23 protein-coding genes and 1 other annotated feature are annotated in these 26,169 nt (G+C 39.0%); all 23 genes read left to right on the top strand.

Going from position 1 to position 26,169, the window contains the following annotated elements; translation table 11 throughout:
• Window positions 1-124: 124 nt before the first annotated feature.
• The 23 genes from citZ to rplT all read left to right on the top strand — a co-directional run bounded on the left by citZ (window position 125) and on the right by rplT (window position 26,102).
• Window positions 125-1,243, top strand: coding sequence for a citrate synthase (citZ, locus tag B7E07_RS05695; RefSeq protein WP_080844460.1), 1,119 nt, complete (start codon window positions 125-127; stop codon window positions 1,241-1,243).
• 173 nt (window positions 1,244-1,416) lie between these two features.
• Window positions 1,417-2,685, top strand: coding sequence for an NADP-dependent isocitrate dehydrogenase (gene icd / locus B7E07_RS05700; protein WP_080844461.1), 1,269 nt, complete (start codon window positions 1,417-1,419; stop codon window positions 2,683-2,685).
• Window positions 2,686-2,774: 89 nt separating this feature from the next.
• Window positions 2,775-3,713 (top strand): malate dehydrogenase, encoded by a 939-nt coding sequence (mdh, locus tag B7E07_RS05705; protein ID WP_080844462.1) that lies wholly within the window; start codon window positions 2,775-2,777, stop codon window positions 3,711-3,713.
• A gap of 246 nt (window positions 3,714-3,959) precedes the next feature.
• Window positions 3,960-4,436, top strand: a complete 477-nt coding sequence (locus tag B7E07_RS05710; protein WP_080844463.1) for a MaoC/PaaZ C-terminal domain-containing protein — start codon at window positions 3,960-3,962, stop codon at window positions 4,434-4,436.
• A 303-nt stretch (window positions 4,437-4,739) separates the two neighbouring features.
• The gene (locus tag B7E07_RS05715; RefSeq protein WP_080844464.1) at window positions 4,740-5,456 is read left to right on the top strand and encodes a response regulator transcription factor; all 717 of its coding nucleotides are present in this window, start codon (window positions 4,740-4,742) and stop codon (window positions 5,454-5,456) included.
• A complete protein-coding gene (gene pnpS, locus B7E07_RS05720; protein WP_080844465.1) occupies window positions 5,453-7,222 on the top strand; it encodes a two-component system histidine kinase PnpS in 1,770 nt (589 codons plus the stop codon). The genes B7E07_RS05715 and pnpS overlap by 4 nt, the downstream gene beginning before the upstream one ends.
• A gap of 346 nt (window positions 7,223-7,568) precedes the next feature.
• On the top strand, window positions 7,569-8,534 hold the full coding sequence (gene hflK / locus B7E07_RS05725) for an FtsH protease activity modulator HflK (RefSeq protein WP_080844466.1): 966 nt from the start codon (window positions 7,569-7,571) through the stop codon (window positions 8,532-8,534).
• The gene (gene hflC, locus B7E07_RS05730; protein WP_080844467.1) at window positions 8,527-9,477 is read left to right on the top strand and encodes a protease modulator HflC; all 951 of its coding nucleotides are present in this window, start codon (window positions 8,527-8,529) and stop codon (window positions 9,475-9,477) included. The genes hflK and hflC overlap by 8 nt, the downstream gene beginning before the upstream one ends.
• A gap of 130 nt (window positions 9,478-9,607) precedes the next feature.
• Window positions 9,608-12,244, top strand: coding sequence for a DNA polymerase I (gene polA, locus B7E07_RS05735; protein ID WP_080844468.1), 2,637 nt, complete (start codon window positions 9,608-9,610; stop codon window positions 12,242-12,244).
• A 33-nt stretch (window positions 12,245-12,277) separates the two neighbouring features.
• Window positions 12,278-13,108, top strand: a complete 831-nt coding sequence (gene mutM / locus B7E07_RS05740) for a DNA-formamidopyrimidine glycosylase (RefSeq protein ID WP_080844469.1) — start codon at window positions 12,278-12,280, stop codon at window positions 13,106-13,108.
• A 240-nt stretch (window positions 13,109-13,348) separates the two neighbouring features.
• A complete protein-coding gene (gene ytaF / locus B7E07_RS05745; protein ID WP_080844470.1) occupies window positions 13,349-13,990 on the top strand; it encodes a sporulation membrane protein YtaF in 642 nt (213 codons plus the stop codon).
• Between the two features lie 18 nt (window positions 13,991-14,008).
• Window positions 14,009-14,614: a dephospho-CoA kinase gene (gene coaE / locus B7E07_RS05750; RefSeq protein ID WP_080844471.1), complete on the top strand. Its 606-nt coding sequence runs from the start codon at window positions 14,009-14,011 to the stop codon at window positions 14,612-14,614.
• A gap of 454 nt (window positions 14,615-15,068) precedes the next feature.
• Window positions 15,069-16,100, top strand: coding sequence for a glyceraldehyde-3-phosphate dehydrogenase (locus B7E07_RS05755; protein WP_080844472.1), 1,032 nt, complete (start codon window positions 15,069-15,071; stop codon window positions 16,098-16,100).
• A gap of 680 nt (window positions 16,101-16,780) precedes the next feature.
• Window positions 16,781-17,161, top strand: a complete 381-nt coding sequence (gene speD, locus B7E07_RS05760; RefSeq protein WP_066443056.1) for an adenosylmethionine decarboxylase — start codon at window positions 16,781-16,783, stop codon at window positions 17,159-17,161.
• Between the two features lie 105 nt (window positions 17,162-17,266).
• Complete coding sequence (locus B7E07_RS05765) at window positions 17,267-17,668, top strand: hypothetical protein (RefSeq protein ID WP_080844473.1); 402 nt, start codon at window positions 17,267-17,269, stop codon at window positions 17,666-17,668.
• 78 nt (window positions 17,669-17,746) lie between these two features.
• The gene (gene nrdR / locus B7E07_RS05770; protein WP_080844474.1) at window positions 17,747-18,205 is read left to right on the top strand and encodes a transcriptional regulator NrdR; all 459 of its coding nucleotides are present in this window, start codon (window positions 17,747-17,749) and stop codon (window positions 18,203-18,205) included.
• A gap of 78 nt (window positions 18,206-18,283) precedes the next feature.
• Window positions 18,284-19,675: a replication initiation and membrane attachment family protein gene (locus B7E07_RS05775; protein WP_080844475.1), complete on the top strand. Its 1,392-nt coding sequence runs from the start codon at window positions 18,284-18,286 to the stop codon at window positions 19,673-19,675.
• Window positions 19,676-19,678: 3 nt separating this feature from the next.
• Window positions 19,679-20,608, top strand: a complete 930-nt coding sequence (gene dnaI, locus B7E07_RS05780) for a primosomal protein DnaI (RefSeq protein WP_080844476.1) — start codon at window positions 19,679-19,681, stop codon at window positions 20,606-20,608.
• 572 nt (window positions 20,609-21,180) lie between these two features.
• Window positions 21,181-22,062, top strand: a complete 882-nt coding sequence (gene ytxC, locus B7E07_RS05785) for a putative sporulation protein YtxC (protein ID WP_080844477.1) — start codon at window positions 21,181-21,183, stop codon at window positions 22,060-22,062.
• Window positions 22,063-22,447: 385 nt separating this feature from the next.
• Complete coding sequence (gene thrS, locus B7E07_RS05790) at window positions 22,448-24,379, top strand: threonine--tRNA ligase (protein ID WP_080844478.1); 1,932 nt, start codon at window positions 22,448-22,450, stop codon at window positions 24,377-24,379.
• A 329-nt stretch (window positions 24,380-24,708) separates the two neighbouring features.
• Window positions 24,709-24,832: a sequence feature (ribosomal protein L20 leader region), on the top strand.
• 164 nt (window positions 24,833-24,996) lie between these two features.
• A complete protein-coding gene (infC, locus tag B7E07_RS05795; protein WP_066443063.1) occupies window positions 24,997-25,500 on the top strand; it encodes a translation initiation factor IF-3 in 504 nt (167 codons plus the stop codon).
• A 16-nt stretch (window positions 25,501-25,516) separates the two neighbouring features.
• Window positions 25,517-25,717: a 50S ribosomal protein L35 gene (gene rpmI, locus B7E07_RS05800; RefSeq protein ID WP_009333215.1), complete on the top strand. Its 201-nt coding sequence runs from the start codon at window positions 25,517-25,519 to the stop codon at window positions 25,715-25,717.
• A gap of 25 nt (window positions 25,718-25,742) precedes the next feature.
• Window positions 25,743-26,102 (top strand): 50S ribosomal protein L20, encoded by a 360-nt coding sequence (gene rplT, locus B7E07_RS05805; protein WP_066443064.1) that lies wholly within the window; start codon window positions 25,743-25,745, stop codon window positions 26,100-26,102.
• Window positions 26,103-26,169 lie beyond the last annotated feature (67 nt).

Raw genomic sequence — 26,169 nt, forward strand, 5'->3', positions numbered from 1 at the left:
CTTGTGCCGGCTTTTAAGCTAACAGTTATTGAAATTCATTCGAGAGTATTCAGCATGATAATTTGTAAACGCTTATGTGTGCAAAGGGTAAGGGGAAATTTATTACGTAGAGGAGATGTTTTATATGACAGTAACACGCGGACTTGAAGGAATCGTCGCCACACAGTCATCTATTAGTTCAATCATAGACGATACATTAACGTATGTAGGCTATGATATTGATGATTTAGCGGAGAATGCAAGCTTTGAGGAAGTTATTTATTTGTTATGGCACCGCAGTCTTCCAACAAAGGCGCAATTAGATGAATTTAAAGCCCTGCTTGCTGAGAATGCTGAACTGCCTGAAGAGGTTCTGCAGCACTTTAAAATGTATCCAATTAATAAAGTTCATCCAATGGCTGCATTACGCTCTGCTGTTTCATTGCTTTCTTTATATGATGAAGAAGCAGATTTAATGGATGAGGAAGCAAACTATCGAAAAGCTGTTCGACTTCAAGCGAAAATGCCGGCAATTGTTACAAGCTTTTCGCGGATTCGTAAAGGTTTAGAGCCTATCGCACCGAAGAAGGATTTAGGATTTGCTGCAAATTTCCTTTATATGCTTACAGGTGAAGAACCTGAAGATATTGCTATTGAGGCGTTTAATAAAGCGTTGGTGCTTCACGCCGACCATGAATTAAATGCATCTACATTTACAGCACGCGTGTGTGTAGCTACGTTATCAGACGTTTATTCTGGTGTAACAGCAGCTATTGGAGCGCTCAAAGGGCCGCTGCATGGCGGAGCTAACGAGGCGGTTATGAAGATGCTGTCTGAGATCGAGACCCTCGATAATGTTGATCCATACATTCGTGAAAAACTTGCTAACAAAGAAAAAATCATGGGCTTTGGTCACCGTGTTTACCGTCAGGGAGATCCACGTGCTAAACACTTAAGAGAAATGTCTAAAAGGCTGACAGAGCTTACTGGAGAACCTCATTGGTATGAAATGTCTACACAAATTGAAGGCATTGTGACAGGGGAGAAGAACCTGCCGCCAAACGTTGATTTTTATTCTGCTTCTGTCTACCATAGCTTAGGCATTGACCATGATTTATTTACACCAATTTTCGCAGTAAGCCGTGTATCTGGCTGGTTAGCGCATATTTTAGAACAATATGACAATAATCGTCTGATCCGTCCTCGTGCTGAATATACAGGACCAGGCATGCAAAAATATGTACCAGTTGAAAACAGAGGCTAATATATAGCTGCTGTTAACTTATACAAATGATGTACAGCATTTTACTTTTCTGTGTATAATTGCTGTGTTAGATTGAAATAGGCTAAAGGTTAGAAGCAGACACATGCTTTCTGACCTTCAGCTTTACTATTTTGGCACGAAAACCTGATGTGAAAAGGAAGGGAGAAATGAACATGCAAGGTGAAAAAATTACAGTAAGCAATGGGGTATTAAATGTACCAAACAATCCGATCGTTCCATTTATTGAAGGAGATGGAATTGGTCCTGATATTTGGGCATCTGCATCAAGAGTTTTAGACGCTGCTGTTGAGAAGGCATACAACAATGAGCGCAAGCTTGTATGGAAAGAAGTACTGGCTGGTGAAAAGGCATTTAACCAAACTGGTGAGTGGCTTCCAACTGAAACACTGGATACGATTAATGAGTATTTAATTGCTATTAAAGGTCCTTTAACGACTCCAATCGGCGGAGGAATTCGTTCTCTGAATGTTGCGCTTCGTCAAGAGCTTGACTTATTTGTTTGTTTGCGCCCTGTACGCTGGTTCGAAGGAGTTCCTTCTCCTGTAAAACGTCCTCAAGACACAGATATGGTTATTTTCCGCGAAAATACGGAAGATATTTACGCTGGTATTGAATATGCAAACGGCTCAGACGAAGTGAAAAAGCTTATTTCTTTCCTTCAAGACGAACTGGGTGTTAACAAAATCCGTTTCCCTGAAACTTCAGGAATTGGGATTAAACCAGTATCAGAAGAGGGTACATCTCGTCTAGTACGCGCTGCAATTGAGTATGCAATCAAAGAAGGGCGTAAATCTGTAACACTTGTACATAAGGGTAACATTATGAAGTTTACAGAAGGTGCATTTAAAAACTGGGGTTATGAGCTTGCAGAAAGAGAATACGGTGAGAAGGTATTCACTTGGGCAGAGTATGACCGCATTAAAGATGAAAAAGGCGCAGATGCTGCGAATAAAGCACAAGCTGATGCTGAAGCAGCTGGCAAAATCATCGTTAAAGATTCTATTGCTGATATCTTCTTACAGCAAATCCTTACACGTCCAAGTGAATTTGACGTTGTGGCAACGATGAACCTGAATGGTGATTACATTTCCGATGCATTGGCTGCACAAGTTGGCGGAATTGGAATTGCACCTGGTGCAAATATCAACTACGAAACTGGCCATGCGATTTTTGAAGCAACACATGGTACAGCACCGAAGTATGCTGGTCTTGATAAAGTAAATCCATCATCTGTTATTCTATCAGGTGTGCTATTGCTTGAGCATTTAGGCTGGACTGAAGCGGCAAGCCTGATCTTAAAATCAGTGGAAAAAACGATTGCCTCTAAAGTGGTAACATATGATTTTGCACGTTTAATGGATGGAGCAACAGAAGTAAAATGCTCTGAATTCGGTGATGAGTTAATTAAAAATATGGGTTAATCCTATTCAATAACTGTTGTATGAAGGCTGTTCGAATAGAACAGCCTTTTGTTTAAAAAATGTAAAGACAAGCTTAGGAGGAATTTTTCATGACAATGAGACGAAAAAAAATATCCGTGATCGGCGGCGGGTTTACTGGAACTACAACTGCATTTTTACTTGCTCAAAAGGAGCTTGGCGATGTAGTGCTAGTTGATATGCCTCATAATGAAAATCCGACAAAAGGAAAAGCCCTCGATATGCTGGAGGCAAGTCCTGTTCAGGGATTTGATGCAAATATTATCGGCACTGCCAATTATGAAGACACGAAGGATTCAGATATTGTTGTAATAACTGCTGGAATTGCCCGAAAGCCAGGAATGAGCCGTGATGATTTAGTGCAAACCAATCAAAAGGTAATGAAGAGTGTGACACAGGAAATTGTAAAATACTCTCCTAATTCCTATATTATCGTCTTAACAAATCCAGTGGATGCAATGACATATACGGTATTTAAAGAGTCCGGCTTTCCGAAAAACCGTGTAATCGGACAATCAGGGGTATTAGATACTGCTCGTTTCCGAACTTTTGTTGCCCAGGAATTGAATCTTTCCGTAAAAGATATTACTGGATTTGTGTTAGGTGGGCATGGTGATGACATGGTTCCGCTTGTCCGTTATTCCTACGCAGGCGGGATTCCGCTTGAAACATTAATTCCTGCTGAGCGCTTAGAGGCAATTGTTGAACGTACACGAAAAGGCGGCGGTGAAATTGTTAACCTGTTAGGAAACGGCAGTGCGTATTATGCTCCTGCAGCTGCATTGGTTGAAATGTGTGAAGCCATCCTAAAGGATCAGCGACGTGTATTACCAGCAATTGCGTATTTAGAAGGTGAATATGGCTATGAGGGGATTTACCTGGGTGTTCCAACAATACTAGGAGCAAACGGGATTGAAAAGATTGTTGAGCTAGACTTAGAAGAAAATGAAAAGACTGCGCTGGATCAATCTGTTCAGTCTGTTAAGAGCGTATTAGAAATATTGGTTTAACTTCTAAACAAGCTGATAAAATGTAAATGAATGATTAGGGATTGAAGGAATAATGACTTGATCGTTTGATTCCTTCAATCCTTTTTATTTTTACTAGCTCAATAAAATTCATTTTTGCTTTACAACAAGATATATGCTAATATAAAAAAACAGAATAGTAAGTTAACAGTTGTTTTTACCTTGCGGAAGAACAATCATTTTTTTGTTTAAAAATGAAACCGCTTACATAATTATGGAGGTGTTTGAATGCTTTTAGGGAAAAAAAGAAAGCTTGGGAGAAAGATTGAAGAAATATCAGTAGGTGAAAAACTAACATTAACAGAAGTGATTGAAGACAAAGATCTGCTGTTATATTTAGGATTAACTAATGATGCGAACCCTTTATATATTCAGCATGATTACGCATCACAAACTCCATATAAAAAACCAATCGTGCCCAGTATTATGTTAAATGGCATGATCACTTCAGCAGTCTCTAAATATTTACCCGGTCCAGGCAGTCATGTCTTAAAGCAAAATCTTGACTATGTAAAGCCTGTTTATCATTATGCATCTGTAACTTTTTTATTTGAGGTAACAGCAGTAAACCCATCTGATCATACAATTCTGCTGAATGTAATAGGTACAAATGAAGAGAACGATATTGTCATTCAAGGTGACGTCACAGTGTGCCCGCCCCACCGAATTCAGCAAATGGATGGCAATGCGCTTGATAACTTTTAACTTATAAAATTTTGGATGCTGGCTGATCAAGCCGCATCTTTTTTTGAGGTGAAAATAGCGAATGCACGTTCCTTTATTGCTATAATGATATTAGGCAATTTATGAAAATGGATTACATAGATGTATTTGTGGTTTCTGAATAAATTAACAATTTTTAATTGGATGCGTTTTCATCATAAGATATTCTTTCGAAAGGGTTGCATTGTAAAGAAGTGTTTATATTATAATAGATTTAGGTAGTTGGGGGATGTTGCCGGTTATCCGGCAATATATTTGGGGGAATAAACATATCGGAGGCTTTTCATGAATAAAAAAGTACTTGTCGTCGACGATGAACAATCAATTGTTACTTTGCTTCAATATAACTTACAGCAAGCTGGATATGATGTTTTAACTGCTGAAGACGGAGAACTGGGAATGGAGCTCGCAATTTCCGAAAAACCAGATTTAATTGTTCTCGATTTAATGCTTCCTAAAATGGATGGCATTGAGGTATGCAAGCAGCTTAGGCAGCAAAAAATTGAGGTGCCTATTCTAATGCTGACGGCCAAGGATGATGAATTTGATAAAGTACTAGGACTTGAATTGGGCGCAGATGATTATATGACGAAGCCTTTCAGCCCTCGAGAAGTTGTAGCTCGTGTGAAAGCTATTTTAAGAAGAATACAAACTCAGCCAGAGTATGATACAGGCCAAGCCGAACTTCAGGATTATATTCAAATCGCCGGATTAAAAATTTATCCGGATCGATATGAAGCCTTTGCAGAAGAAGAACTTTTGGAATTAACGCCGAAAGAATTTGAACTCCTGCTCTATCTGGGCAGACATAAAGGACGAGTGCTGACAAGAGATCAGTTATTAAGTGCCGTCTGGAATTATGACTTTGCAGGCGATACACGCATTGTCGATGTTCACATCAGCCATCTGCGGGAAAAAATCGAACATGACACGAAGAAACCTGTTTATATTAAAACGATACGCGGACTAGGATATAAGCTGGAGGAACCTAAGAAAGAATGATTAATTTCAGATCACGGCTATTGTTCGCTTTAATAACCTTAATTATAGCCATATTAATATTCCTGGGAATTCTATTAGGGCAGCTTTTTAAGACGAATTCTCTGCAGTCTTTTGATGAACGTTTGCAGAGTGAGAGTGATTTAGTAAAAAATTATGTGGACGACCAAGGTGGCGTCAACAGGCTTAGTGAAGAAAAAATAAAAGAAGTAGCTGAAACCTTAAATGTTCATATTACAATAGCACTGCCTGGTGGCAGCATTGTTCTTGAGAGTCATGATAAAAGTAATGTTAGCAGGCATCAGGCTATTGTTGAGGATATAACAAAGGGAATTAACAGCTCAGAAGAAGTTCTAGAAATTCAGGGCGGATTTAATCTGAATTATTATTGGCGGCCAATCGGGCTAAGTGAGGACCCAGAAGGTTATATCATTTTAAGCACTGCGATCACCCAGGTGCAAGATGCTTACAGGCAAATTTGGTGGACTTTAAGCATTAGCCTTGGAGCAGCATTATTTATTATTATCTTGCTTGTAACTCGTATAACATCTAATTACACACAGCCGATTGAATCAGCTACAAAAGTGGCAATTGAATTGGCAAAAGGGAATTATCGGGCAAGAACGTACGAGGATCCTTTGAATGAAACGAGTATGTTAAGTAATTCTATCAACATCCTAGCCAGGAACCTGCAAGAGATGGTGAAATCTCAGGAAATTCAGCAGGACCGCATTGAGACATTAATTGAAAACATGGGCAGTGGCCTTGTTTTGATTGATAGCAAAGGATATATAAATTTAATAAATCGTTCTTATAAAGAGATTTTTCAAGTCAGCTCTTCATTCTATTTACATAAGCTCTATTATGAAGTGATGGATAATAATGAGTTAACATCGATGGTAGAAGAAGTATTTATGACCGAGCATAAGGTGCGCAAGCAGCTTTTAATTCCAGTTGGCATTGAAAGAAAGCATTTTGATGTTTCTGGTGTACCCATTATTGGAACAAATAATGTTTGGAAAGGCGTCTTGCTTGTTTTTCATGATATTACAGAATTAAAAAAGCTTGAACAAATGAGAAAAGACTTTGTTGCAAATGTATCGCATGAGCTGAAAACACCTATTACATCTATTAAAGGGTTTTCAGAGACTCTTCTGGACGGTGCGATGGAAGATAAGCAGGCATTAACGGACTTTTTAAAGATCATCCTCCAAGAGAGCGATCGATTACAATCTCTTGTTCAAGATTTATTAGATTTATCAAAGATTGAGCAGCAAGGCTTTAGCTTATCTAAAGAAATATTTGATATACAAGTAATGATGAAAGAAGTCTTAGCCATTATGCATGGTAAATTAGAAGAAAAGGATATCTCTCTTTTCTTTGAAAGACAGGAAGAAGCTATATTAATGGAAGGAGATCCTTCCCGGCTGAAGCAAGTAATCATTAATTTATTGTCAAATGCCATATCATACACGCCTCAAGGCGGCAGAATCTCATTAACCGTTGCAAATGGACCGAAAACATTATTTATTAAGGTTCAAGATACTGGGATTGGAATTGAACAAGAGGAGATTCCAAGGATTTTCGAACGTTTCTATCGTGTCGATAAAGCGAGAAGCCGCAATTCAGGCGGAACTGGTTTAGGTCTGGCGATTGTAAAGCATATTGTTGAAGCTCATAAGGGGAAAATTTCAGTTGAAAGTGATGTTGGTGAAGGCACGTCCTTTCATATTGAGCTTCCTAAAGGAAATCTAGAAAACCGCGTTTAGTAGGCAGTGGGATTAAAAAACACATAACTCATGAAGGGTTTACATTATATTTACAGTCTGTTTATCTTCTGTTTACATTAGACCTTTATAATGATTAAGGAAACCCCTTCATCCAAGGTACCAAAGAAAGGAGAAAGCCTACCCCGCTTTCTCCTTTTCTTTATGTCTCACACTCTCAATTAAATTTCTCCATAGATTAGACTCCCACTCCCTTGTTTTCATATAAAACTTAATCATTGAAGATATTGATCTTCATCTACTTCAACTTAATTGTCATTTTTATGAAACTTTTTTGTATTCTGACCGTAATAAAGTTACAGACAAAGAAACAGGGAAGGGGAGTAAAATGGTTAGTTTAAAGAGGATTTATACATTAGCTGGTTTGGCTATCTTGATTGTCGTTTTAGCAATTATCGCCTTTACTTCATGGTACACAGTTGATGAATCAGACCAAGCAGTTATTTTAACTTTTGGAGATGCAAAGGATACAATTACCGAGCCAGGATTGCATTTCAAAATGCCATGGCCAATTCAAAGTGTTGAAAAATTATCAAAGGAAACCTTCAGTCTCCAGTTTGGCTATGAAGAGCAAGAAGGAGAGATTAAAGATTTTCCGGATGAAACCAAAATGATTACGGGTGATGAAAACATTGTATTAGCCGACCTGGTTGTTCAATGGAAAATTACCGATCCTGAAAAATTTCTTTTTAACGCTGAAGATCCCGAAGAAATTTTATACGATGGTACGTCTTCGTCACTGCGCAGTATTATTGGAAGCTCACAAATAGACGATGCCTTAACTTCAGGAAAAGCACAAATTGAAGCAGATGTGTGGGAACTGCTGACAACTCTCATTGAAAAATATGACATTGGTATATCCATATTAGCTGTTAAGCTTCAGGATGTAGAGTTGCCTAATGCAGATGTTCGGAAAGCGTTTACAGATGTTACGGATGCGCGTGAAACCATGAACACGAAATTGAATGAAGCTGAAAAGTACAAGAATCAAAGAATGAATGAGGCACAGGGTGAAGTTTCAGCGATCAAATCACGTGCACAAGGGGAGCAGGAATCCCGGTTACAGGGTGCACGAGGAGATGTTGCGGTCTTCAACAGCCTATATGAAGAATATCGGAATAGCCCTGATATTACAAGGGAACGGTTAATGCTTGAGACGATGGAACAGGTATTGCCTGGGGCTGAAATTTATATTATGAATGATGATGGAAATACGATGAAGTATTTCCCCATTAGACCTTTAGAGAAAGAACAACCAAAGCAAGCGGCTGAAGGAAGTGAAAATAATGAGTGATCACAACATAGTGGATATAAATGAACGAGGTGGCGGAGGCGGCAATCAGTTCATGAACCGAAAATTTATTAGGTTTGGCATCATTGCAGTTATTTTCATAGCTCTGCTTTTAATCTTGTTTACAAACCTTTTTATTGTAAAAGAAGGTGAATATAAAGTAGTCCGTCAGTTCGGTGAAGTTGTCCGAATCGAAAATACGCCAGGTCTTTCCTATAAAATCCCTTTTATACAAAGTGTAACGACTTTACCAAAATATCAAATGACTTATGATGTATCTGAGGCAGAGATCAATACGAGAGATAAAAAGCGTATGATCATTGATAATTATGCTGTATGGAAAATTGATGACCCGATTAAAATGATCTCAAATGCCAGAACGCTTCAGGGTGCGGAAGCGAAAATGGAGGAATTTATTTACTCTGTTACGAGAACACAGCTTGGACAGCTTGATTATGACGAGATCATTAATGATGAAAAGTCTTCTAGAGGATCCTTAAATACGGAGATTACAGATATGGTCAATGAACTGCTAACGAAAGATAATTATGGCATCTCAGTGACTGACGTACGTATAAAAAGAACGGATTTGCCGCCTGAGAACGAGCAATCTGTTTTTACCAGGATGATTTCTGAACGTGAATCAACGGCACAGGAATACCTATCCAAAGGAGATGCTGAGAAAAATAAGATTATCGCTGAGACGGACCGTGATGTTACGAAAATGCTGGCAGCTGCCAGAGCCGAGGCTGAGCAAATTCGTGCAGACGGGGAAGCGGAAGCAGCAAGAATTTATAATGAGGCTTTCTCCAAAGATCAAAGTTTTTACAGCTTATATAGGACCTTAGAATCCTATAAAAAGACGATAAATGGCGAAACGGTAATTGTATTGCCATCTGATTCTCCTTATGCACGTTTATTAATGGGATATACAGATACAGAATAAAATTGATTGATTTTTATACCGAAACCGTTATTTTCCTTTCCTTATCATGACATGATAAAATAAAGGAAATTACGGTTTTTTTTTATGAATTTAAAAATATAATTCGAAAAAAACACGGGAGGAAGAAAAGATGACCAAAAATAAGCTTGTTCTTATTGACGGCAATAGCATCGCTTATCGTGCATTTTTTGCACTGCCGCTCTTGAATAATGATAAAGGTATACATACCAATGCTATATATGGTTTTACAATGATGCTGACAAGAATACTAGAAGATGAGAAGCCATCCCATATTCTTGTGGCTTTTGATGCTGGGAAGACGACATTCCGCCATAAAACATTTAGTGAGTATAAGGGAGGAAGGCAAAAGACACCGCCTGAGCTGTCAGAACAATTCCCGTTTATAAGAGAATTGCTTGACCGGTACAGCATCTCACGCTATGAATTAGAAAATTATGAAGCTGATGATATTATCGGCACTCTATCTTTACAGGCAGAGCAGGAAGGCTTTGAAGTGAAGGTGATTTCCGGTGACAAAGACTTGACCCAATTAAGCTCGCAGAATACCACTGTTGCCATTACGAAAAAAGGAATTACGGAGATTGAAGAATACACACCTGCACATATAGAGGAAAAGTATGGAATTACTGCTGATAGAATTATTGATATGAAAGGTCTTATGGGAGATAGCTCAGATAACATTCCCGGTGTTCCAGGTGTCGGGGAAAAAACGGCCTTAAAGCTGTTAAAAGAATTTGGATCTCTTGAAGATTTGCTCAATTCGATTGAACAAGTAAGCGGAGCCAAGTTAAAAGAAAAGCTTGAGCAATACAAGGACCAAGCCGTCATGAGTAAAGAGCTTGCGACGATCACAAGAGAAGCGCCAGTTGAAATTTCTATAGCGGATCTGCATTATAATGGCTATGAATTAGATCAAGTAAAGAGTTTATATAAGGAGCTTGGCTTTAATTCTCTTCTGGACAAGCTCGGAGCAGATAGTGAAGAAGCAGAGGAAGCAAACTTAGAGGAAATTTCATTCACAATATCAGAAGAAATTGAACAAGATATGCTTACAGAGCACAGTGCATTTTATGTGGAGATCCTAGAAGATAATTATCATTATGCTGAGATCACCGGTTTTTCGCTTGTGAATGAGTCAGGAAGCTATTTCTTCAGTAAAGATGTCGCTTTACAGTCTGATCTCTTTAAAAAATGGGCAGAGGATCCTAATAAGAAAAAAACAGTTTATGATGCTAAGCGTTCAGAGGTTTCCTTGCGCCATCATGGCATTCACCTAAAGGGTGTTGAATTTGATCTCCTGCTGGCGACTTATATCATTGATCCATCTGAGACAATTGAAGATGTAGCATCAGTTGCCAAAAAGCATGGATATTCATCGATCCAATCGGATGAAGTGTTTTATGGGAAAGGCGCAAAACGCAAAGTGCCTGAAGCGGAACAATTAGCAGAGCATCTTGTTCGGAAAGCGCTTGTGCTGGATGCATTAAAGGATCAGCTTATTGATCAGCTCGAAGAAAATCAGCAATCTGATTTATTTTATCAGCTGGAAATGCCGTTATCCCTTATCCTGGCAGATATGGAGTCATATGGAGTTAAGGTGGATTTGAATCGGCTTAAGGATATGGGCAAAGAAATCATTTTAAAATTAGATGAAATTGAAAAAAATATTTTCTCTTTGGCAGGAGAAGCATTTAATATTAATTCACCAAAACAGCTTGGTGTGATTTTATTCGATAAGCTTGGTCTTCCAGTAATCAAAAAGACAAAAACAGGTTACTCCACCTCTGCAGATGTACTGGAAAAACTAGAAGACGATCATGAAATTATTCGAGAAATCCTGCATTATCGTCAGCTTGGCAAACTGCAGTCCACCTATATTGAGGGCTTACTAAAAGTAGTAAATAATGAATCTGAGAAGGTGCACACAAGATTTAATCAAGCACTGACACAAACGGGCAGGCTCAGTTCTACTGATCCCAACCTGCAAAATATCCCCATCCGTTTGGAAGAGGGCAGAAAAATTAGACAAGCATTTGTACCTTCTGAGCAGGATTGGGTGATCTTTGCAGCAGATTACTCTCAAATTGAGTTAAGAGTGCTTGCTCATATTGCAGATGATGAAAAACTCATCTCTGCTTTTAGAGAAGATCTTGATATTCATACCAAAACGGCCATGGAAGTCTTTCATGTGGAGGCTGAAGAAGTTACTTCCAATATGCGCCGCCATGCAAAGGCCGTTAACTTTGGAATTGTATATGGTATCAGTGATTATGGATTATCTCAAAGCCTGGGAATTACTAGAAAAGAAGCAGGGCAATTTATTGAGCGCTATCTGGAAAGTTATCCTGGCGTAAAACAATATATGGAAGATATTGTTTATGATGCAAAGCAGAAAGGCTTTGTATCCACCCTTTTGCAGCGCAGAAGATATTTACCTGAAATTTCAAGCCGAAATTTTAATTTGAGAAGCTTTGCAGAGAGAACGGCAATGAATACGCCTATTCAAGGCAGTGCAGCAGATATCATCAAAAAGGCAATGATTGACATGGCTGCCAGATTGGAAAAAGAAAAAGCTAAATCTCGACTTTTACTTCAAGTACACGATGAATTGATTTTTGAAGCACCAAAAGATGAAATTGAATTGCTTTCGAAAATCGTTCCTGAGGTGATGGAAAACACAGTCGAATTAAAGGTGCCTTTAAAGGTGGATTTCTCGTATGGTCCAACATGGTTTGATGCAAAGTAATGAAAATTAAGCAAAAGATGCAGGTGATAAGAAATGCCAGAATTACCAGAGGTTGAAACGGTACGGAGAACGCTGAAAGAACTGGTTATCGGCAAAGTCATTAAAGATGTTTCCGTTTCTTGGGCGAAAATGATTAAGTTTCCAGAAGAATTGCAGCAGTTTAGAGATGCGTTAATTGGACAAACATTTACGGATATTGGCAGAAGAGGAAAGTTCCTAATTCTTTATACAGAAGGACTGGCACTTGTTTCTCATCTGCGAATGGAAGGGAAATACGCTTTAACACAAAGCGATGAGCCTGTTGATAAACATACACATGTTATTTTTCATTTTACCGATAAGACTGAACTTCGGTATAAAGACGTTCGTAAATTCGGGACCATGCATTTATTTAAAAAGGAGGAAGTTTTTCTATATCTTCCACTTTCCCAGCTTGGTCCTGAGCCAATGACAGAATCCTTTACGCCTGAATTGCTGGCGGCCAGATTAGCGAAGACATCACGTCATGTAAAAACAGCCTTGCTTGATCAGAAAACGGTGGTAGGGCTAGGAAATATTTATGTAGACGAAACGCTATTTCGGGCAAATATCCATCCGGAGAAAGTAGCCAATACGTTAACACAAGAAGAAATTATACGCATTTATACTGAAATAAATCGAACATTAGAAGATGCTGTTGAAAAAGGCGGCAGCACCATCCGTTCCTACATTAATTCACAAGGGCAGATTGGAATGTTCCAGCTTGATTTATTCGTGTACGGCCGAAAAGGTGAACCATGCAAAAAATGCGGTACAACACTTGAACGAATTATAACCGGCGGCAGAGGCACTGTTTTTTGTCCTGTATGCCAAAAAAAGGAATAAAATAAACACCTTTCGCATTTCAGGGCTGAGCGAGGCGCTTCCGCATTTCGTAGTGTCTAGCTCCAGGCGTTAGGGGCTCGAGGTCATAAGCTGATCTGTCCTAAAGGTAAAGAACAACCTTTATGCCATCTCATCTTATGCTTGTCGCCCCTGAGCAAACGCCTTCCGCATTTCGTGTTAACAATGGATGGGCTTCTTCCATATACTATCCTAGCGATTGACAGGAAGGAGCTCTATCGTATGTCGTATTCATTCACACTTCTATTGCTTGCATTTGCGGTAAGTTTGGATAGTTTTAGTGTTGGTTTGACTTATGGATTAAGGAAAATGAAGATTCCCATTAAGTCCATTTTGATTATTGCCTGCTGTTCGGCGGTTACTTTATTCGTTGCAATGGGAATTGGTCATATTATTGTTGAATTTTTATCACCTCATGCTGCAGAGCAGATTGGCGGAATCATTCTCATAGCACTTGGCTGCTGGGTATTATATCAATTTTTTCGTCCGGAAAAAGAGAAAGATAAAGACTTGCTTCCACACGAGAAAACGATTGTTAACTTTGAAATAAAATCGTTAGGACTTGTGATTCATATTTTAAAGAAACCGATGTCAGCCGATTTTGATAAGTCAGGTACGATCGTTGGCATTGAAGCGATTTTGCTGGGGCTCGCTCTTTCACTTGATGCATTTGGAGCTGGGATTGGAGCGGCACTGCTTGGGTATTCTCCTTACTTACTCGCATGTGCAGTAGCTGTTATGAGTTCGCTCTTTGTGCTCTTGGGCCTGAAGATTGGTGCGGTATTCTCCAACAGTTTATTTATTCAGCGATTCTCATTTTTGCCCGGACTATTGCTGATCATTATTGGTGTTTGGAAAATTTAGCTGCAGAAAGGATTTAGCATGACACTTGTAATTGGATTAACTGGCGGAATCGCCAGTGGAAAAAGTACAGTTTCTTCTATGATCAAACAAATGGGATTTCCCATTATCGACGCAGATATAGAAGCAAGATTAGCGGTTGAAAAAGGAACAGAAGCATATGAAGAAATTGTGCGCCATTTTGGGCATGACATACTTAACGAAACTGCGGAAATTGACAGAACCAAGTTAGGTTCCATTATTTTTCATGCAGAAAAGCAGCGTTTAAAGTTAAATAGCATTGTACATCCAGCTGTTCGCCGTCAAATGCTTCAGAAAAAAGAGGATGCAATCCAAAACGGAGAGTCATTAATAATCCTTGATATCCCGCTTCTTTTTGAAAGTAAACTTCAATCAATGTGTGATCAGACTCTGTTAATTTATGTAGATGAACAAACTCAATTAGAGCGTCTGATGGCGAGAAACGAGCTTTCTTTACAAGAAGCAAAAGCGCGCATACAATCACAGATGCCGCTTGCGGACAAAAAGAAGCTTGCAGATGACATCATCGATAACAATGGAACTATTGAAGAAACCCATCAGCAGTTAGTCTCTTTGCTGAAAAAATGGGAAATAGCGCTCCGTTGATCTCAGTTAGTATAAAAATACACTAAAAAAACCTTGCATGGATGATCTTGCAAGGTTTTTTCAGTGTAAAACATAAAGAATGAATAATAAGTTCTATACTGTATTCAAATAAATAAGCTCTTATCAAGAGCACTCTTTCAAAAGATTGTTGATTTGAACAGGTTTTCTATTTAACAAAAGACTTGTTGATTGACGCAGAGGTGCGAGCCTCCTGCTCAGAGGAGTGGGACAGGTGAGCCCCGCAAGTGCTTAGGCGTACCATCCCGCGGAAAATGAGCATCTTGAAGCTCATTTAAGTTCATAGCAACAATGTTGAAAATACAGCGAATAAATAAAATGATATTTCTTAATTGTGTTATTTAATATATCAAAATCACCTTTATATATGTTATACTAATTGCAGAATAACAAATTAATAAGTATAACATTAATTTGAAAGGGGTCATCATATCATATGACGGCGAGAATAGCGATTAACGGGTTTGGCAGAATTGGAAGAATGGTTTTTAGAAAGGCCATTCTTGATCATAATCTTGAAATTGTTGCGATCAATGCCAGTTATCCCGCAGAAACATTAGCACATTTAATTAAATACGATACAAATCATGGTACATTTGAAGCAGCTATTGAAATTGAAGAAGGTGCTTTGATTGTCAATGGAAAAAGAGTAAAACTGCTTAACAGCAGAGATCCTCTGCAGCTTCCATGGAATGAGCTTAGTATTGATATTGTTATTGAGGCAACAGGGAAATTCAATTCTCGTGATAAGGCAAGTCTTCATCTCGATGCAGGTGCAAAAAAAGTGATTTTAACAGCACCTGGAAAAAATGAAGATGTGACAATAGTAATGGGTGTAAATGAAAGCGTATTAAATATTGAAGAGCATGATATTATATCAAATGCTTCTTGTACAACAAATTGCCTTGCTCCAGTAGTTAAGGTTCTTGATCAGCGTTTTGGAATCATTAATGGTTTGATGACAACTGTACATGCTTATACAAATGATCAAAAAAACATTGATAATCCTCATAAAGACTTACGTCGAGCACGTGCATGCGGACAATCCATTATTCCAACGTCTACAGGAGCTGCTAAAGCTTTATCGTTAGTGCTTCCGCAATTAGAAGGAAAAATCCATGGCATGGCTCTAAGGGTACCAACACCGAATGTATCTCTAGTTGACCTTGTGGTGGACCTGCAAAAAGATGTAAGTATTGATGAAATTAACGAAGCTTTTGCACAGGCTTCCGAGAATGATTTACACGGCGTTCTGGCTATTACGGATGAGCCTTTAGTGTCTGTTGATTTTAATACGAATGAACATTCTGCGATTATAGATAGTTTATCCACAATGGTAATTGGTGAAAACAAAGTAAAAATACTCGCATGGTATGACAACGAATGGGGCTACTCCTGCCGAGTTGTAGATTTGGCGAAACATGTAGCCATGCAGCTTGTACAGATAGAAAACATAAAGGTAAGTTAATGTTTAGGCAGATCCTGTTCTGAGATAATTAGAGCAGGATCTTTTTTTGTGTTTTAGAACGATTTTGTTTTATAGTTACTTTTTTAAAATATTTTAGTGCTTTGCCTGTTTGTTGAAACGAAGGAGTGCGAGACTGCACTTCATGATAGTGGGGAGATGCGATCCTGCAGGAGTGAGCGCCCGTTCCGCCGGAAACGAGTCCTTCTAATTGGAGAAATAAATTGCGAAAGCAGCATTTGGAATAGAAGGGAAATTAATTCTAAGCTTATTTTATAGAGGCTACTAGCCTTTTTTTGAACAGCAAGAATTTTTAGGTTCATTCATTAATCAGCAAGAACTTTTATATCGGCGCATATCTCCGTAGCTTCGGGCAATAGTAAGAACTGATTCGCTGGGAAGAGAATCAAGATAAAGAGAACGATCAGATAACTCTTTTGGGAGTTTTTACAAGCTGAAAAGAGTGTTCATTTTTAATGAAAATTTACAAATAAAATATTGCATCCTTTTGTTGCAAAAAAATAATAAACAAAGTATACTAATCATCGTGAACTTCTAAAGTAATGGCGGTTGATCACTACTTAAAGGGTTAGGACCTCTCCGGACTAACTTTCCCCCGTGGTAGAAGTACGTCAATATGAACTTAGGATTTCATTTTTATAACGTAAAGGGGGAAATTGAATATGGAAACAATGGGTCGTCACGTGATCTCTGAACTTTGGGGTTGCGATTTTGAAAAGTTGAATGATATGGAGTATATTGAACAAACATTTGTGAACGCTGCATTAAAGTCAGGTGCTGAAATTCGCGAGGTAGCATTTCATAAGTTTGCTCCACAAGGTGTGAGCGGAGTTGTTATTATCTCTGAATCGCATTTAACGATTCATAGCTTTCCTGAGCATGGTTATGCAAGCATTGACGTTTATACTTGCGGTGATCTTGATCCTAATATTGCTGCAGAGCATATTGCAGAATCGCTTGGTGCAAGTGCTAGCGAAAACATTGAACTTCCTCGTGGAATGGGTCCAGTTCAAGTGAAGCAATCAAAAGCAAATGTTCTTTAATTTAAACTACTAATGATATTTCAGGAGTGCATCATATGCACTCCTTTTAATTTTCTCCAAAAAAATAGTACAATATAGATATATGTACATAACGGAGGAAATAAAATGCCGAAATTACGTCCAATTATGGGCAGATTTGAAAAACAGTGTGAAACAAGTGATCACCACTCTGATCCGAGTCTGCAAACAAGATACTATAAAAAAAATTCATCTGAATTATTTCAATTGCTGGAACAATTAATACGCCGAAAACAAAATATGAGGATTATCAGTTCTTCAAGAGAGCATGGAGAACTAGCAGCAGAACTGAATGGTGCTAAAAAATGTTTTGTTGTCATTACGGTTACAGGACTTAAGCCTCTGGAAACAGCAGTGGATATGACGATTTCGACTGAGCAGTCATCTCCGTTCGGCATTTACCCAACATTAAAAAAAGAGTTGCTGTCTCTTTACGATAGTATGAACAAGGAATTTGAATTTATAGGAGCGGGAAGATACGGAAACTAGTGACAAGTACTTGTACTGACAACTTCTTTTTTATAAGATAAGTTTAAGGAAGTTGATCGTTAATCGGGAGTTGATTGTATGAAATGTCCTTCATGCCACAATAATAATACCCGTGTACTCGACTCAAGGCCGGTAGATGACGGAAGATCAATCCGCAGAAGGCGTGAATGTGAGAAATGCCAATATCGGTTTACGACGTTTGAAAAAGTGGAAGAAATTCCGCTCGTTGTCGTAAAAAAGGAAGGTACGAGAGAAGAGTTTAGCCGGGAGAAGATTTTGCGCGGATTGATTAAGGCATGTGAAAAGCGGCCTGTTGCTCTTAAAGAGCTTGAAGCAATTACTGCAGAGGTAGAAGCAGAGCTGCGCAGCAATGGTGTGTCTGAGATCAAAAGTGATGAAGTTGGTGAAATGGTCATGGACAGGCTCGCCAAGGTGGATGATGTCGCTTATGTTCGCTTTGCATCTGTGTACAGGCAATTTAAAGATATAAATGTTTTTATTGAAGAATTAAAGGAATTAATTAAAAAAGAACAATAGAATGGAAGAGCCTAAGAGTGAATGAAGGAATCTCTGGCTCTTTTTTTGCAAGTTAAGCTGAAATGAGGTTGAATACTATTGGCCCAGCATTGGACAGAACTTATACCGATTGATCGATATGCCGTGGCCGCGGGCGGACTGCTGCATGAATACGACAGAAAGATATTGACCCTTTTGTACCAGCCCCTTATCGGCTCTACCTGCCTGAGTCTTTATATGACGCTATGGGCAGAGGTAGAGGAAAATAGAATTTGGTCAGATTCAAGTACCCACCATTACTTGATGACGACAATGGGACTGGGTTTGAAAGATATTTACGAAGCACGCTTAAAGCTCGAAGGAATTGGCTTGTTAAAGGTGTATGTTAAGAAAGAGGGAGATAATCGTTCATTTATATATGAATTACTGCCGCCCTTATCACCACAGCAATTCTTTCTTGATGGCATGCTGAATATTTATTTATTCAAAAAAGTCGGGAAGACTCAATATGCAAGATTAAAGAGATTCTTTTCCGATACAGCTATTCATTCTCAAGAAGGTTATATAGAAGCAACTAAAGCATTCCAGGATGTGTATATGTCAGGCCATCAAGGGCTAACTCAATATGAGGAGCAGGAGCTGCTGGGAGATGAGGTCTATTTGGGAAGAGCAGAATCAGACGGCATTCAGATTAACACTGACGCATTCGACTTTGATCTGCTTATCGCTGGTCTAAATGAATCACTCGTACCTAAAAACGCACTAACGAAAAAAGTGAAATTGGCGATTAGTAATCTTGCTTTTCTATACGATATAGATGTGTTGCAGATGAAAAATGTTATTATTAGTGCACTTACCGAAAATAATGACATCAATATTGAAGAACTGCGTAAGTCTGCGAGAGATTGGTATCAATTCCAGCACAATGACCAGCTTCCATCTTTACTGGATCGAACACAGCCGGCTGCAAACCGTACAGCTCCATCAGCCCCAGTGTCTAAAGAAGATGAGCTGTTATTATACTTAGAAACGACTTCCCCTAGACAATTATTAAAAGATCTATCAGGAGGAGCTGAGCCTTCTAAAGGAGATTTGAAAATAATTGAGGATGTTCTTTTTCAGCAAAAGCTGCTGCCTGCTGTTGTAAATGTGCTGATTCAATATGTTATGTTAAAAACTGATATGAAGCTTACAAAATCATATGTTGAAAAGATCGCAAGCCACTGGGCCCGCAAACAAGTAAAAAGGGCAAAAGATGCGATGGAGCTGGCGAAAAACGAACATAGACAATATTTAGAATGGGCTGGGGGAAATAAAACGAGCAAAAGGACGACGAAAAAGCAGCCTATTCGTTCTGAGCTCCTGCCTGATTGGTTTGATCATAATGAGGAAGATGCCAAGATAGCAGATGAAGGAAATAATGAAGAGCTGATAAAGAAAAAGAAAAAAATGCAGGAAACGTTAAAAAAGCTGCATTCAGGTGGTGAATAAATAGTGGAAAAAATTAATGAAACACTGAAAAGGCTCACTGGTAATGAAGATTTCAAAAAAAGATATGAACAGCAGCGTGCGGAAACGTTAAATCATCCGGATGTAAAGGCATTTTTAATTGCGCATCAGCATGAGTTAACAGAAGATATGGTGAACAGGAGCCTAATTAAGCTGTATGAGTATTCGAAGCTCAGCAAAGAATGCAATAAATGCCCAAACTTGGATGGGTGCATCAATGTACTGAAGGGGTATCATCCGGAGCTTGTACTCACAAGAGGGCTTATTGATATTAAATATGATAAATGTCCTCGTAAAGTTATTAATGATGAAAAAAGAAAAAATGAAAATCTCATCAAAAGCCTATATGTACCTAAAGATATTTTGCACGCAAAATTTGAAGATTTGCATGATGATGTATATCGTGCAGATGCAGAAGAAAAGGCTGTAGATTTTATATCTAATTATAGTAAAAATCCATCACAAAAAGGGTTTTATTTTTACGGGCAATTTGGTGTGGGGAAGTCCTACTTATTAGGTGCGATAGCAAATGCACTTGCAAATCAGGGAGTTTCCTCGATGATCGTATACGTTCCAGAGTTATTCAGGGAAATGAAAAGCTCAATAGGTGATTCAACATTGAATGAAAAAATGGAAGCGATCAAAAGGGCGCATGTACTCATGTTTGATGATATTGGCGCCGAAACGATGTCAAGCTGGACAAGGGATGAGGTTCTTGGGCCATTGCTTCAATTCCGTATGCTTGAAAATCTGCCAACGTTCTTCACTTCAAACTTTGATTTAAAAGAGCTCGAACATCATTTATCGTATACACAGCGTGGTGAAGAGGAACGGATGAAAGCGCGCCGCATTATGGAACGTATTAAGTTTTTATCAGAGCCTGTCTTGGTTGAAGGGCCGAATAGAAGAAGATAATATTTTTGGACTGCCTGTTTAGAACAGGCGGTTTTTTTTGTTTTTTGAAGTTTGCGGATAAATAAATTGGACGGCGGATATAATTTTTTACGGTGGATTTCTTCGAAGCTGGGACATAAGTATTTAACACACCCATAGAACCGAATGATTAGGAAGGTATCTTTCTAATCATTTGGTTTTTAGTAATTTATAATTATAAAATATATTTTATTAACCTGAGTGAAATGGAGCGGAGGACCCTCGACTCCGGTGGGCAATAGAGGAAAGGGTGAGACCCCGCAGAAGCTTTGCTTCGAGGAGGCTCAGCTTCCTCCCCACGGAAAGCGAGGGTCCGCAGCGCAATGGAACGGATTTGTTTAAATAGCCAAACTATGAATATTCGTGTTTTGAAAAAAATAGAATAGATTTTTTCTCTGTATCTCCCTTAGTTAATTAGTTATTTCTGCTATTCACTTTTCTGCTTCTAATTTAGGCAAGTCCACCATATATATTAAAAGAAACCTTGCACCTGTTTAATCTATGACTAAGCAGGGGAAGCGAAAGGTAGAGATTTCTTTTAAGGGGGGATTTGGTTGATCGAAATCATTTTCCGAAGTAAGAAGGATGCATTACGTTTACATACACTGCTTCAAGGTTTGCTAACCGCTTCAGCTTGTACTGATCATATTCATCTTCGATATGAAGATCACCATATAGTTAAGCTGCAATTTTTTCATGAAGCTGGAAATTCCATACACTTGTTGAAAGAGGCTTTTTATGAGTTTGTTATAGAAAGTAAAATCGAGGACTGGTTCCGCACCATTCTAACAGATCAATATTATTATCAAGTGGAAGAAGAACAGCAGCAGATTATGGAGATTGCTCAAGCTATTATTGAAGGGAATCGTGAAGATCTTTCATCTTTTGTCCCTGATCAAAATGTGAAGGAACGAGTCAGAAAAGACATCCACCAGATGATACAGCCAGATATCAACTTTTCTTTCGACTCTTTCGTGAAGTTTAGAATGAGATCATTTATGGATCAGCTTGTGAAGTATATCGAAATTTCTATTGATGAATATAAAATGGAGCAGGAATATCAGATGTTTGTGCAAATGCTGCGTGAGTTTCTGACAGATCGGCCAGCGAAGTTTCAGGAGATTCATGTGCTGATGGATGAAGGTGTCTTTTTTTATGATGAAGGTATGAATGAGATTCGAAATACAGAGCTGCGTGCACTTATAGACCGCAAGCTTCTCTTTCATCACCCTGTTTATATCGACTCAGCAACCATTGCACCACTGTTATCTATTGCACCCAAAAAAATCAATTTATATTGTGATGATGTGGAACTCCCGTTAGTAAGGACAATTTCGAATATCTTTGAAGAGCGGCTGAAAATTAAATCGGTTACTTCATTCAAGTCCTATGAGAGCATGCAGGAATTAAGCGGGCAAAAACGTGAAATTAATTAGTGAAACACAACTTGCAGTTCTGTTTAGAAAAATTTACAGAGGATGCCCTTGATTTTTTTGCTGTAATAAAGCTATAATACGTACATATTACATTTATACAGCAAAAGTTATGACAAGGACATGGGTATTCTTTTCTTGTTTGAAGAGAGGGAAGGCATGGCTGCAACCTTCCTAGCGTAGATTGAATACTTACCACCTATCGAGCTCCGGCCAGGAAATGGGCTGGCGGATTACATCCGTTATTTTCTACAAGTCATTTTTCCTATGGGGAAAATGAGAAGTAGGGTGGAACCACGTGTATATAATAACTCGTCCCTTTTTTAGGGATGGGTTTTTTTGTTTTTCTGCAAACATAACTTTTACCATTCATTAGGAGGGAAAGACGATGACTGAAATGATTAAAATTTCATTTCCAGACGGTGCAATAAAGGAATTTGAAAATGGTGTATCAACTGAAGAAATTGCAGCATCCATTAGTCCAGGATTGAAGAAAAAGGCAATCGCTGGAAAAGTAAACGGAGAAATGTACGATCTGCGCAGAGGAATTGAAGGAGATGCTGCTGTTGAAATCGTAACAAATGATTCTCCAGAAGCGCTTGAAGTATTGCGCCACAGTTCGGCTCACTTAATGGCTCAAGCGATTAAACGTCTATATAAAAACGTGAAGCTTGGTGTTGGTCCGGTTATTGAAGGCGGCTTTTACTATGATGTGGATATTGAAGAATCATTAACACCAGAAGATTTGCCGGTAATTGAAAAAGAAATGAAGAAAATCATCAATGAAAACATTGATATCGTTCGTAAAGAAGTCAGCCGCGATGAAGCGGTCGCTCTTTATAAAGAGATCGGCGATGAATATAAACTGGAGCTTATTGAAGCCATTACGGCAGACGAAAAGGTAACAATCTATGAGCAGGGAGATTTCTTTGACCTATGTCGCGGTGTCCACGTTCCATCAACAGGAAAGCTTAAAGAGTTTAAGCTTTTGAGCATTGCAGGTGCATACTGGCGCGGAAACAGCGATAACAAAATGCTTCAGCGCATTTATGGAACAGCTTTCTTTAAAAAGGAAGATCTGGCTGAGCATCTTCGCTTGCTTGAAGAAGCAAAAGAGCGTGACCATCGTAAAATTGGCAAAGAGTTAAACTTGTTTATGACTTCTCAAAAAGTCGGACAAGGTCTTCCAATGTGGCTGCCTAAAGGTGCAACCATCCGCCGCAATATTGAACGCTATATTGTCGACAAAGAAGAACGCTTAGGATATGACCATGTATACACTCCGATTATGGGAAGCGTTGATTTATATAAAACATCTGGTCACTGGGATCATTATCAGGAAGACATGTTCCCTGTTATGGAGATGGACAATGAACAGCTTGTGCTTCGTCCGATGAACTGTCCGCACCATATGATGGTATACAAAAATGGCATCCACAGCTATCGCGAATTGCCAATCCGTATCGCAGAATTAGGAACAATGCATCGCTATGAGATGTCCGGGGCTCTCTCAGGCCTTCAGCGTGTACGCGGCATGACGTTAAATGATGCTCATATCTTTGTGCGTCCAGATCAAATTAAAGAGGAATTCAAGCGTGTTGTTCATTTGATTTTAGAAGTATACAAGGACTTTGACATTAATGATTACTCTTTCCGTTTATCCTACCGTGATCCTCAGGATACTGAGAAGTATTTTGATGATGATGACATGTGGGAGAAGGCACAAGCAATGCTGAAAGAAGCAATGGATGAAATCGGTCTTGATTATTTTGAAGCTGAAGGAGAAGCTGCATTCTATGGTCCTAAATTGGATGTACAAGTGAAAACAGCTCTTGGCAAGGATGAAACTTTATCAACAGTTCAGCTTGACTTCCTTCTTCCTGAGCGCTTTGACTTAACATATGTTGGTGAAGACGGGAAACCGCATCGTCCGGTCGTTATCCACCGGGGTGTTGTATCAACAATGGAGCGTTTTGTTGCATTCTTAATCGAAGAATACAAAGGTGCATTTCCAACATGGCTTGCTCCTGTACAAGTTCAGGTGATCCCTGTTTCACCAGAAGTGCACTTCGACTATGCAAAAGAAGTGCAGGAACAGCTTCAAGCACAAGGCCTGCGCGTCCAGCTCGATGACCGCAATGAAAAAATCGGCTATAAAATCCGTGAAGCCCAAATGCAAAAAACACCATATATGCTAGTAGTCGGAGACAATGAAGTAACTGAAAAAGCCGTAAACGTCCGCAAATACGGCGAACAAAAATCAGAAACCATCGCATTTGCAGACTTTTTAGAAAACATTACAAAAGAAGTTAAGAGATAAAAGGTAAGTAATTAATTGCTTTCTTGAAAAGGGTATTTTAGCAATATGCCTGTTGATTGAAACGTAATGGCACGAGACTCCTGCGGGAGAAGTGAGAAAGGTGAGATCCCACAGGCGCGCAGCGCCGAGGAAGCTCACCTCTCACCCGCGGAAAGCGAGTGCCATGCAGTGGAAATCACCCCTGTTTTTTTATGTGAAAAAGAAATTACAAAATTTATATTGCCAAATCCCTATTCTTTTGATATCATTTTCTTCGTTGCAATAAAAACGACAGTTTGACAGCCTATTGTCTTTTGTGATATAGTATCTAAGGAAATTGAATACTGTTTGAGGAAAAGAAGAAGCACCCGCTTCTCACCTGATTGACGCAATTAGCAGTTGGCAGGTTTTACGTGAACATTTTTTGTTTATATACGTAAGTGTGGGTGTTTTCATCCGCACTTTTTTTATTGCGAATTTAGCTTTGATCCGGTGCAGCTAGCAGCTTCTTTCAGAATTCGACAGTATGGTGGAGCTAAAGAATACGTCTGGCCCCGCAAAGCTACTGATCAAATCATTCTTGACCCAAACATTGTGTTCCGATTAAACCTTGGAGGTGTCTAACTATTAGCAAAGATATGTTGTTAAACGAGGGTATTCGCGCCCGCGAAATTCGTCTTATTGACCAGAATGGCGAGCAATTAGGAATCAAGTCTAAAAATGAAGCACTTGAGATTGCTGCTCGTGTAAATCTTGATCTTGTGCTTGTTGCACCGAATGCAAAACCGCCAGTTGGCCGTATTATGGACTATGGCAAGTTTAAGTTCGAACAGCAGAAGAAAGAGAAAGAAGCGCGTAAAAATCAAAAGATTATCAGCATTAAAGAAGTGCGTCTAAGTCCTACGATTGAAGAGCATGACTTTAATACAAAGCTTCGCAATGCGATTAAATTCCTTGAAAAAGGCGATAAAGTAAAGGCATCGATTCGTTTCAAAGGTCGTGCAATTACACATAAGGAAATCGGCCAGCGCGTTCTCGTCCGATTTGCAGAGGCTTGCTCTGAAGTTGGAACGGTAGAATCACATCCTAAAATGGATGGCCGTAGCATGTTCATGGTGCTAGCACCGAAAAACGACAAGTAAGAGGAGGAATTCCAAAATGCCAAAAATGAAAACTCACCGCGGCGCTGCAAAGCGTTTTAAAAGAACAGGTTCTGGTAAGCTGAAGCGTTCTCACGCTTACAGAAGCCATATGTTCGCGAATAAATCTCAAAAGCAAAAGCGTAAACTTCGTAAAGGAACTCTTGTTTCTTCAGGCGATTACAAGCGTATCCGTAACTTATTAGTAAATCTTAAGTAATATCCGATATTAGGAGGGAAATTTAATGCCACGTGTAAAAGGCGGTACTGTTACTCGCAAACGTCGTAAAAAGGTAATAAAATTAGCTAAAGGTTATTTCGGTTCAAAACATACATTATACAAAGTTGCTAACCAGCAGGTTATGAAATCTTTAATGTATGCTTACCGTGACCGTCGCCAGAAAAAGCGCGACTTCCGTAAACTATGGGTTACTCGTATCAACGCAGCAGCTCGCATGAACGGTCTTTCTTACAGCCGTTTAATGCATGGCTTAAAGCTTGCAGGCATCGAAGTAAACCGCAAAATGCTAGCTGAATTAGCGATTGCTGACGAAAAAGCATTTGCTGAATTAGCTGCAGTTGCAAAACAAAACTTAAGCAAGTAATTGCTTTTAAAAAAGCCATTCTCTTTCATGAGAATGGCTTTTTATACTTTTAGAACGTATACTCAAC

Source organism: Cytobacillus gottheilii (assembly GCF_900166665.1).
Classification (GTDB): Bacteria; Bacillota; Bacilli; order Bacillales; family Cytobacillaceae; genus Cytobacillus; species Cytobacillus gottheilii_A.

Coding starts and splice junctions, on each gene's coding strand:
- ytaF (WP_080844470.1), top strand. CDS start 13,349: ATGTCGTATTCATTCACACTTCTATTGCTTGCATTTGCGGTAAGTTTG.
- hflC (WP_080844467.1), top strand. CDS start 8,527: ATGAGTGATCACAACATAGTGGATATAAATGAACGAGGTGGCGGAGGC.
- mdh (WP_080844462.1), top strand. CDS start 2,775: ATGACAATGAGACGAAAAAAAATATCCGTGATCGGCGGCGGGTTTACT.
- B7E07_RS05755 (WP_080844472.1), top strand. CDS start 15,069: ATGACGGCGAGAATAGCGATTAACGGGTTTGGCAGAATTGGAAGAATG.
- mutM (WP_080844469.1), top strand. CDS start 12,278: ATGCCAGAATTACCAGAGGTTGAAACGGTACGGAGAACGCTGAAAGAA.
- pnpS (WP_080844465.1), top strand. CDS start 5,453: ATGATTAATTTCAGATCACGGCTATTGTTCGCTTTAATAACCTTAATT.
- polA (WP_080844468.1), top strand. CDS start 9,608: ATGACCAAAAATAAGCTTGTTCTTATTGACGGCAATAGCATCGCTTAT.
- infC (WP_066443063.1), top strand. CDS start 24,997: ATGTTGTTAAACGAGGGTATTCGCGCCCGCGAAATTCGTCTTATTGAC.
- B7E07_RS05715 (WP_080844464.1), top strand. CDS start 4,740: ATGAATAAAAAAGTACTTGTCGTCGACGATGAACAATCAATTGTTACT.
- speD (WP_066443056.1), top strand. CDS start 16,781: ATGGAAACAATGGGTCGTCACGTGATCTCTGAACTTTGGGGTTGCGAT.
- B7E07_RS05710 (WP_080844463.1), top strand. CDS start 3,960: ATGCTTTTAGGGAAAAAAAGAAAGCTTGGGAGAAAGATTGAAGAAATA.
- coaE (WP_080844471.1), top strand. CDS start 14,009: ATGACACTTGTAATTGGATTAACTGGCGGAATCGCCAGTGGAAAAAGT.
- citZ (WP_080844460.1), top strand. CDS start 125: ATGACAGTAACACGCGGACTTGAAGGAATCGTCGCCACACAGTCATCT.
- B7E07_RS05765 (WP_080844473.1), top strand. CDS start 17,267: ATGCCGAAATTACGTCCAATTATGGGCAGATTTGAAAAACAGTGTGAA.
- hflK (WP_080844466.1), top strand. CDS start 7,569: ATGGTTAGTTTAAAGAGGATTTATACATTAGCTGGTTTGGCTATCTTG.
- rplT (WP_066443064.1), top strand. CDS start 25,743: ATGCCACGTGTAAAAGGCGGTACTGTTACTCGCAAACGTCGTAAAAAG.
- thrS (WP_080844478.1), top strand. CDS start 22,448: ATGACTGAAATGATTAAAATTTCATTTCCAGACGGTGCAATAAAGGAA.
- nrdR (WP_080844474.1), top strand. CDS start 17,747: ATGAAATGTCCTTCATGCCACAATAATAATACCCGTGTACTCGACTCA.
- rpmI (WP_009333215.1), top strand. CDS start 25,517: ATGCCAAAAATGAAAACTCACCGCGGCGCTGCAAAGCGTTTTAAAAGA.
- icd (WP_080844461.1), top strand. CDS start 1,417: ATGCAAGGTGAAAAAATTACAGTAAGCAATGGGGTATTAAATGTACCA.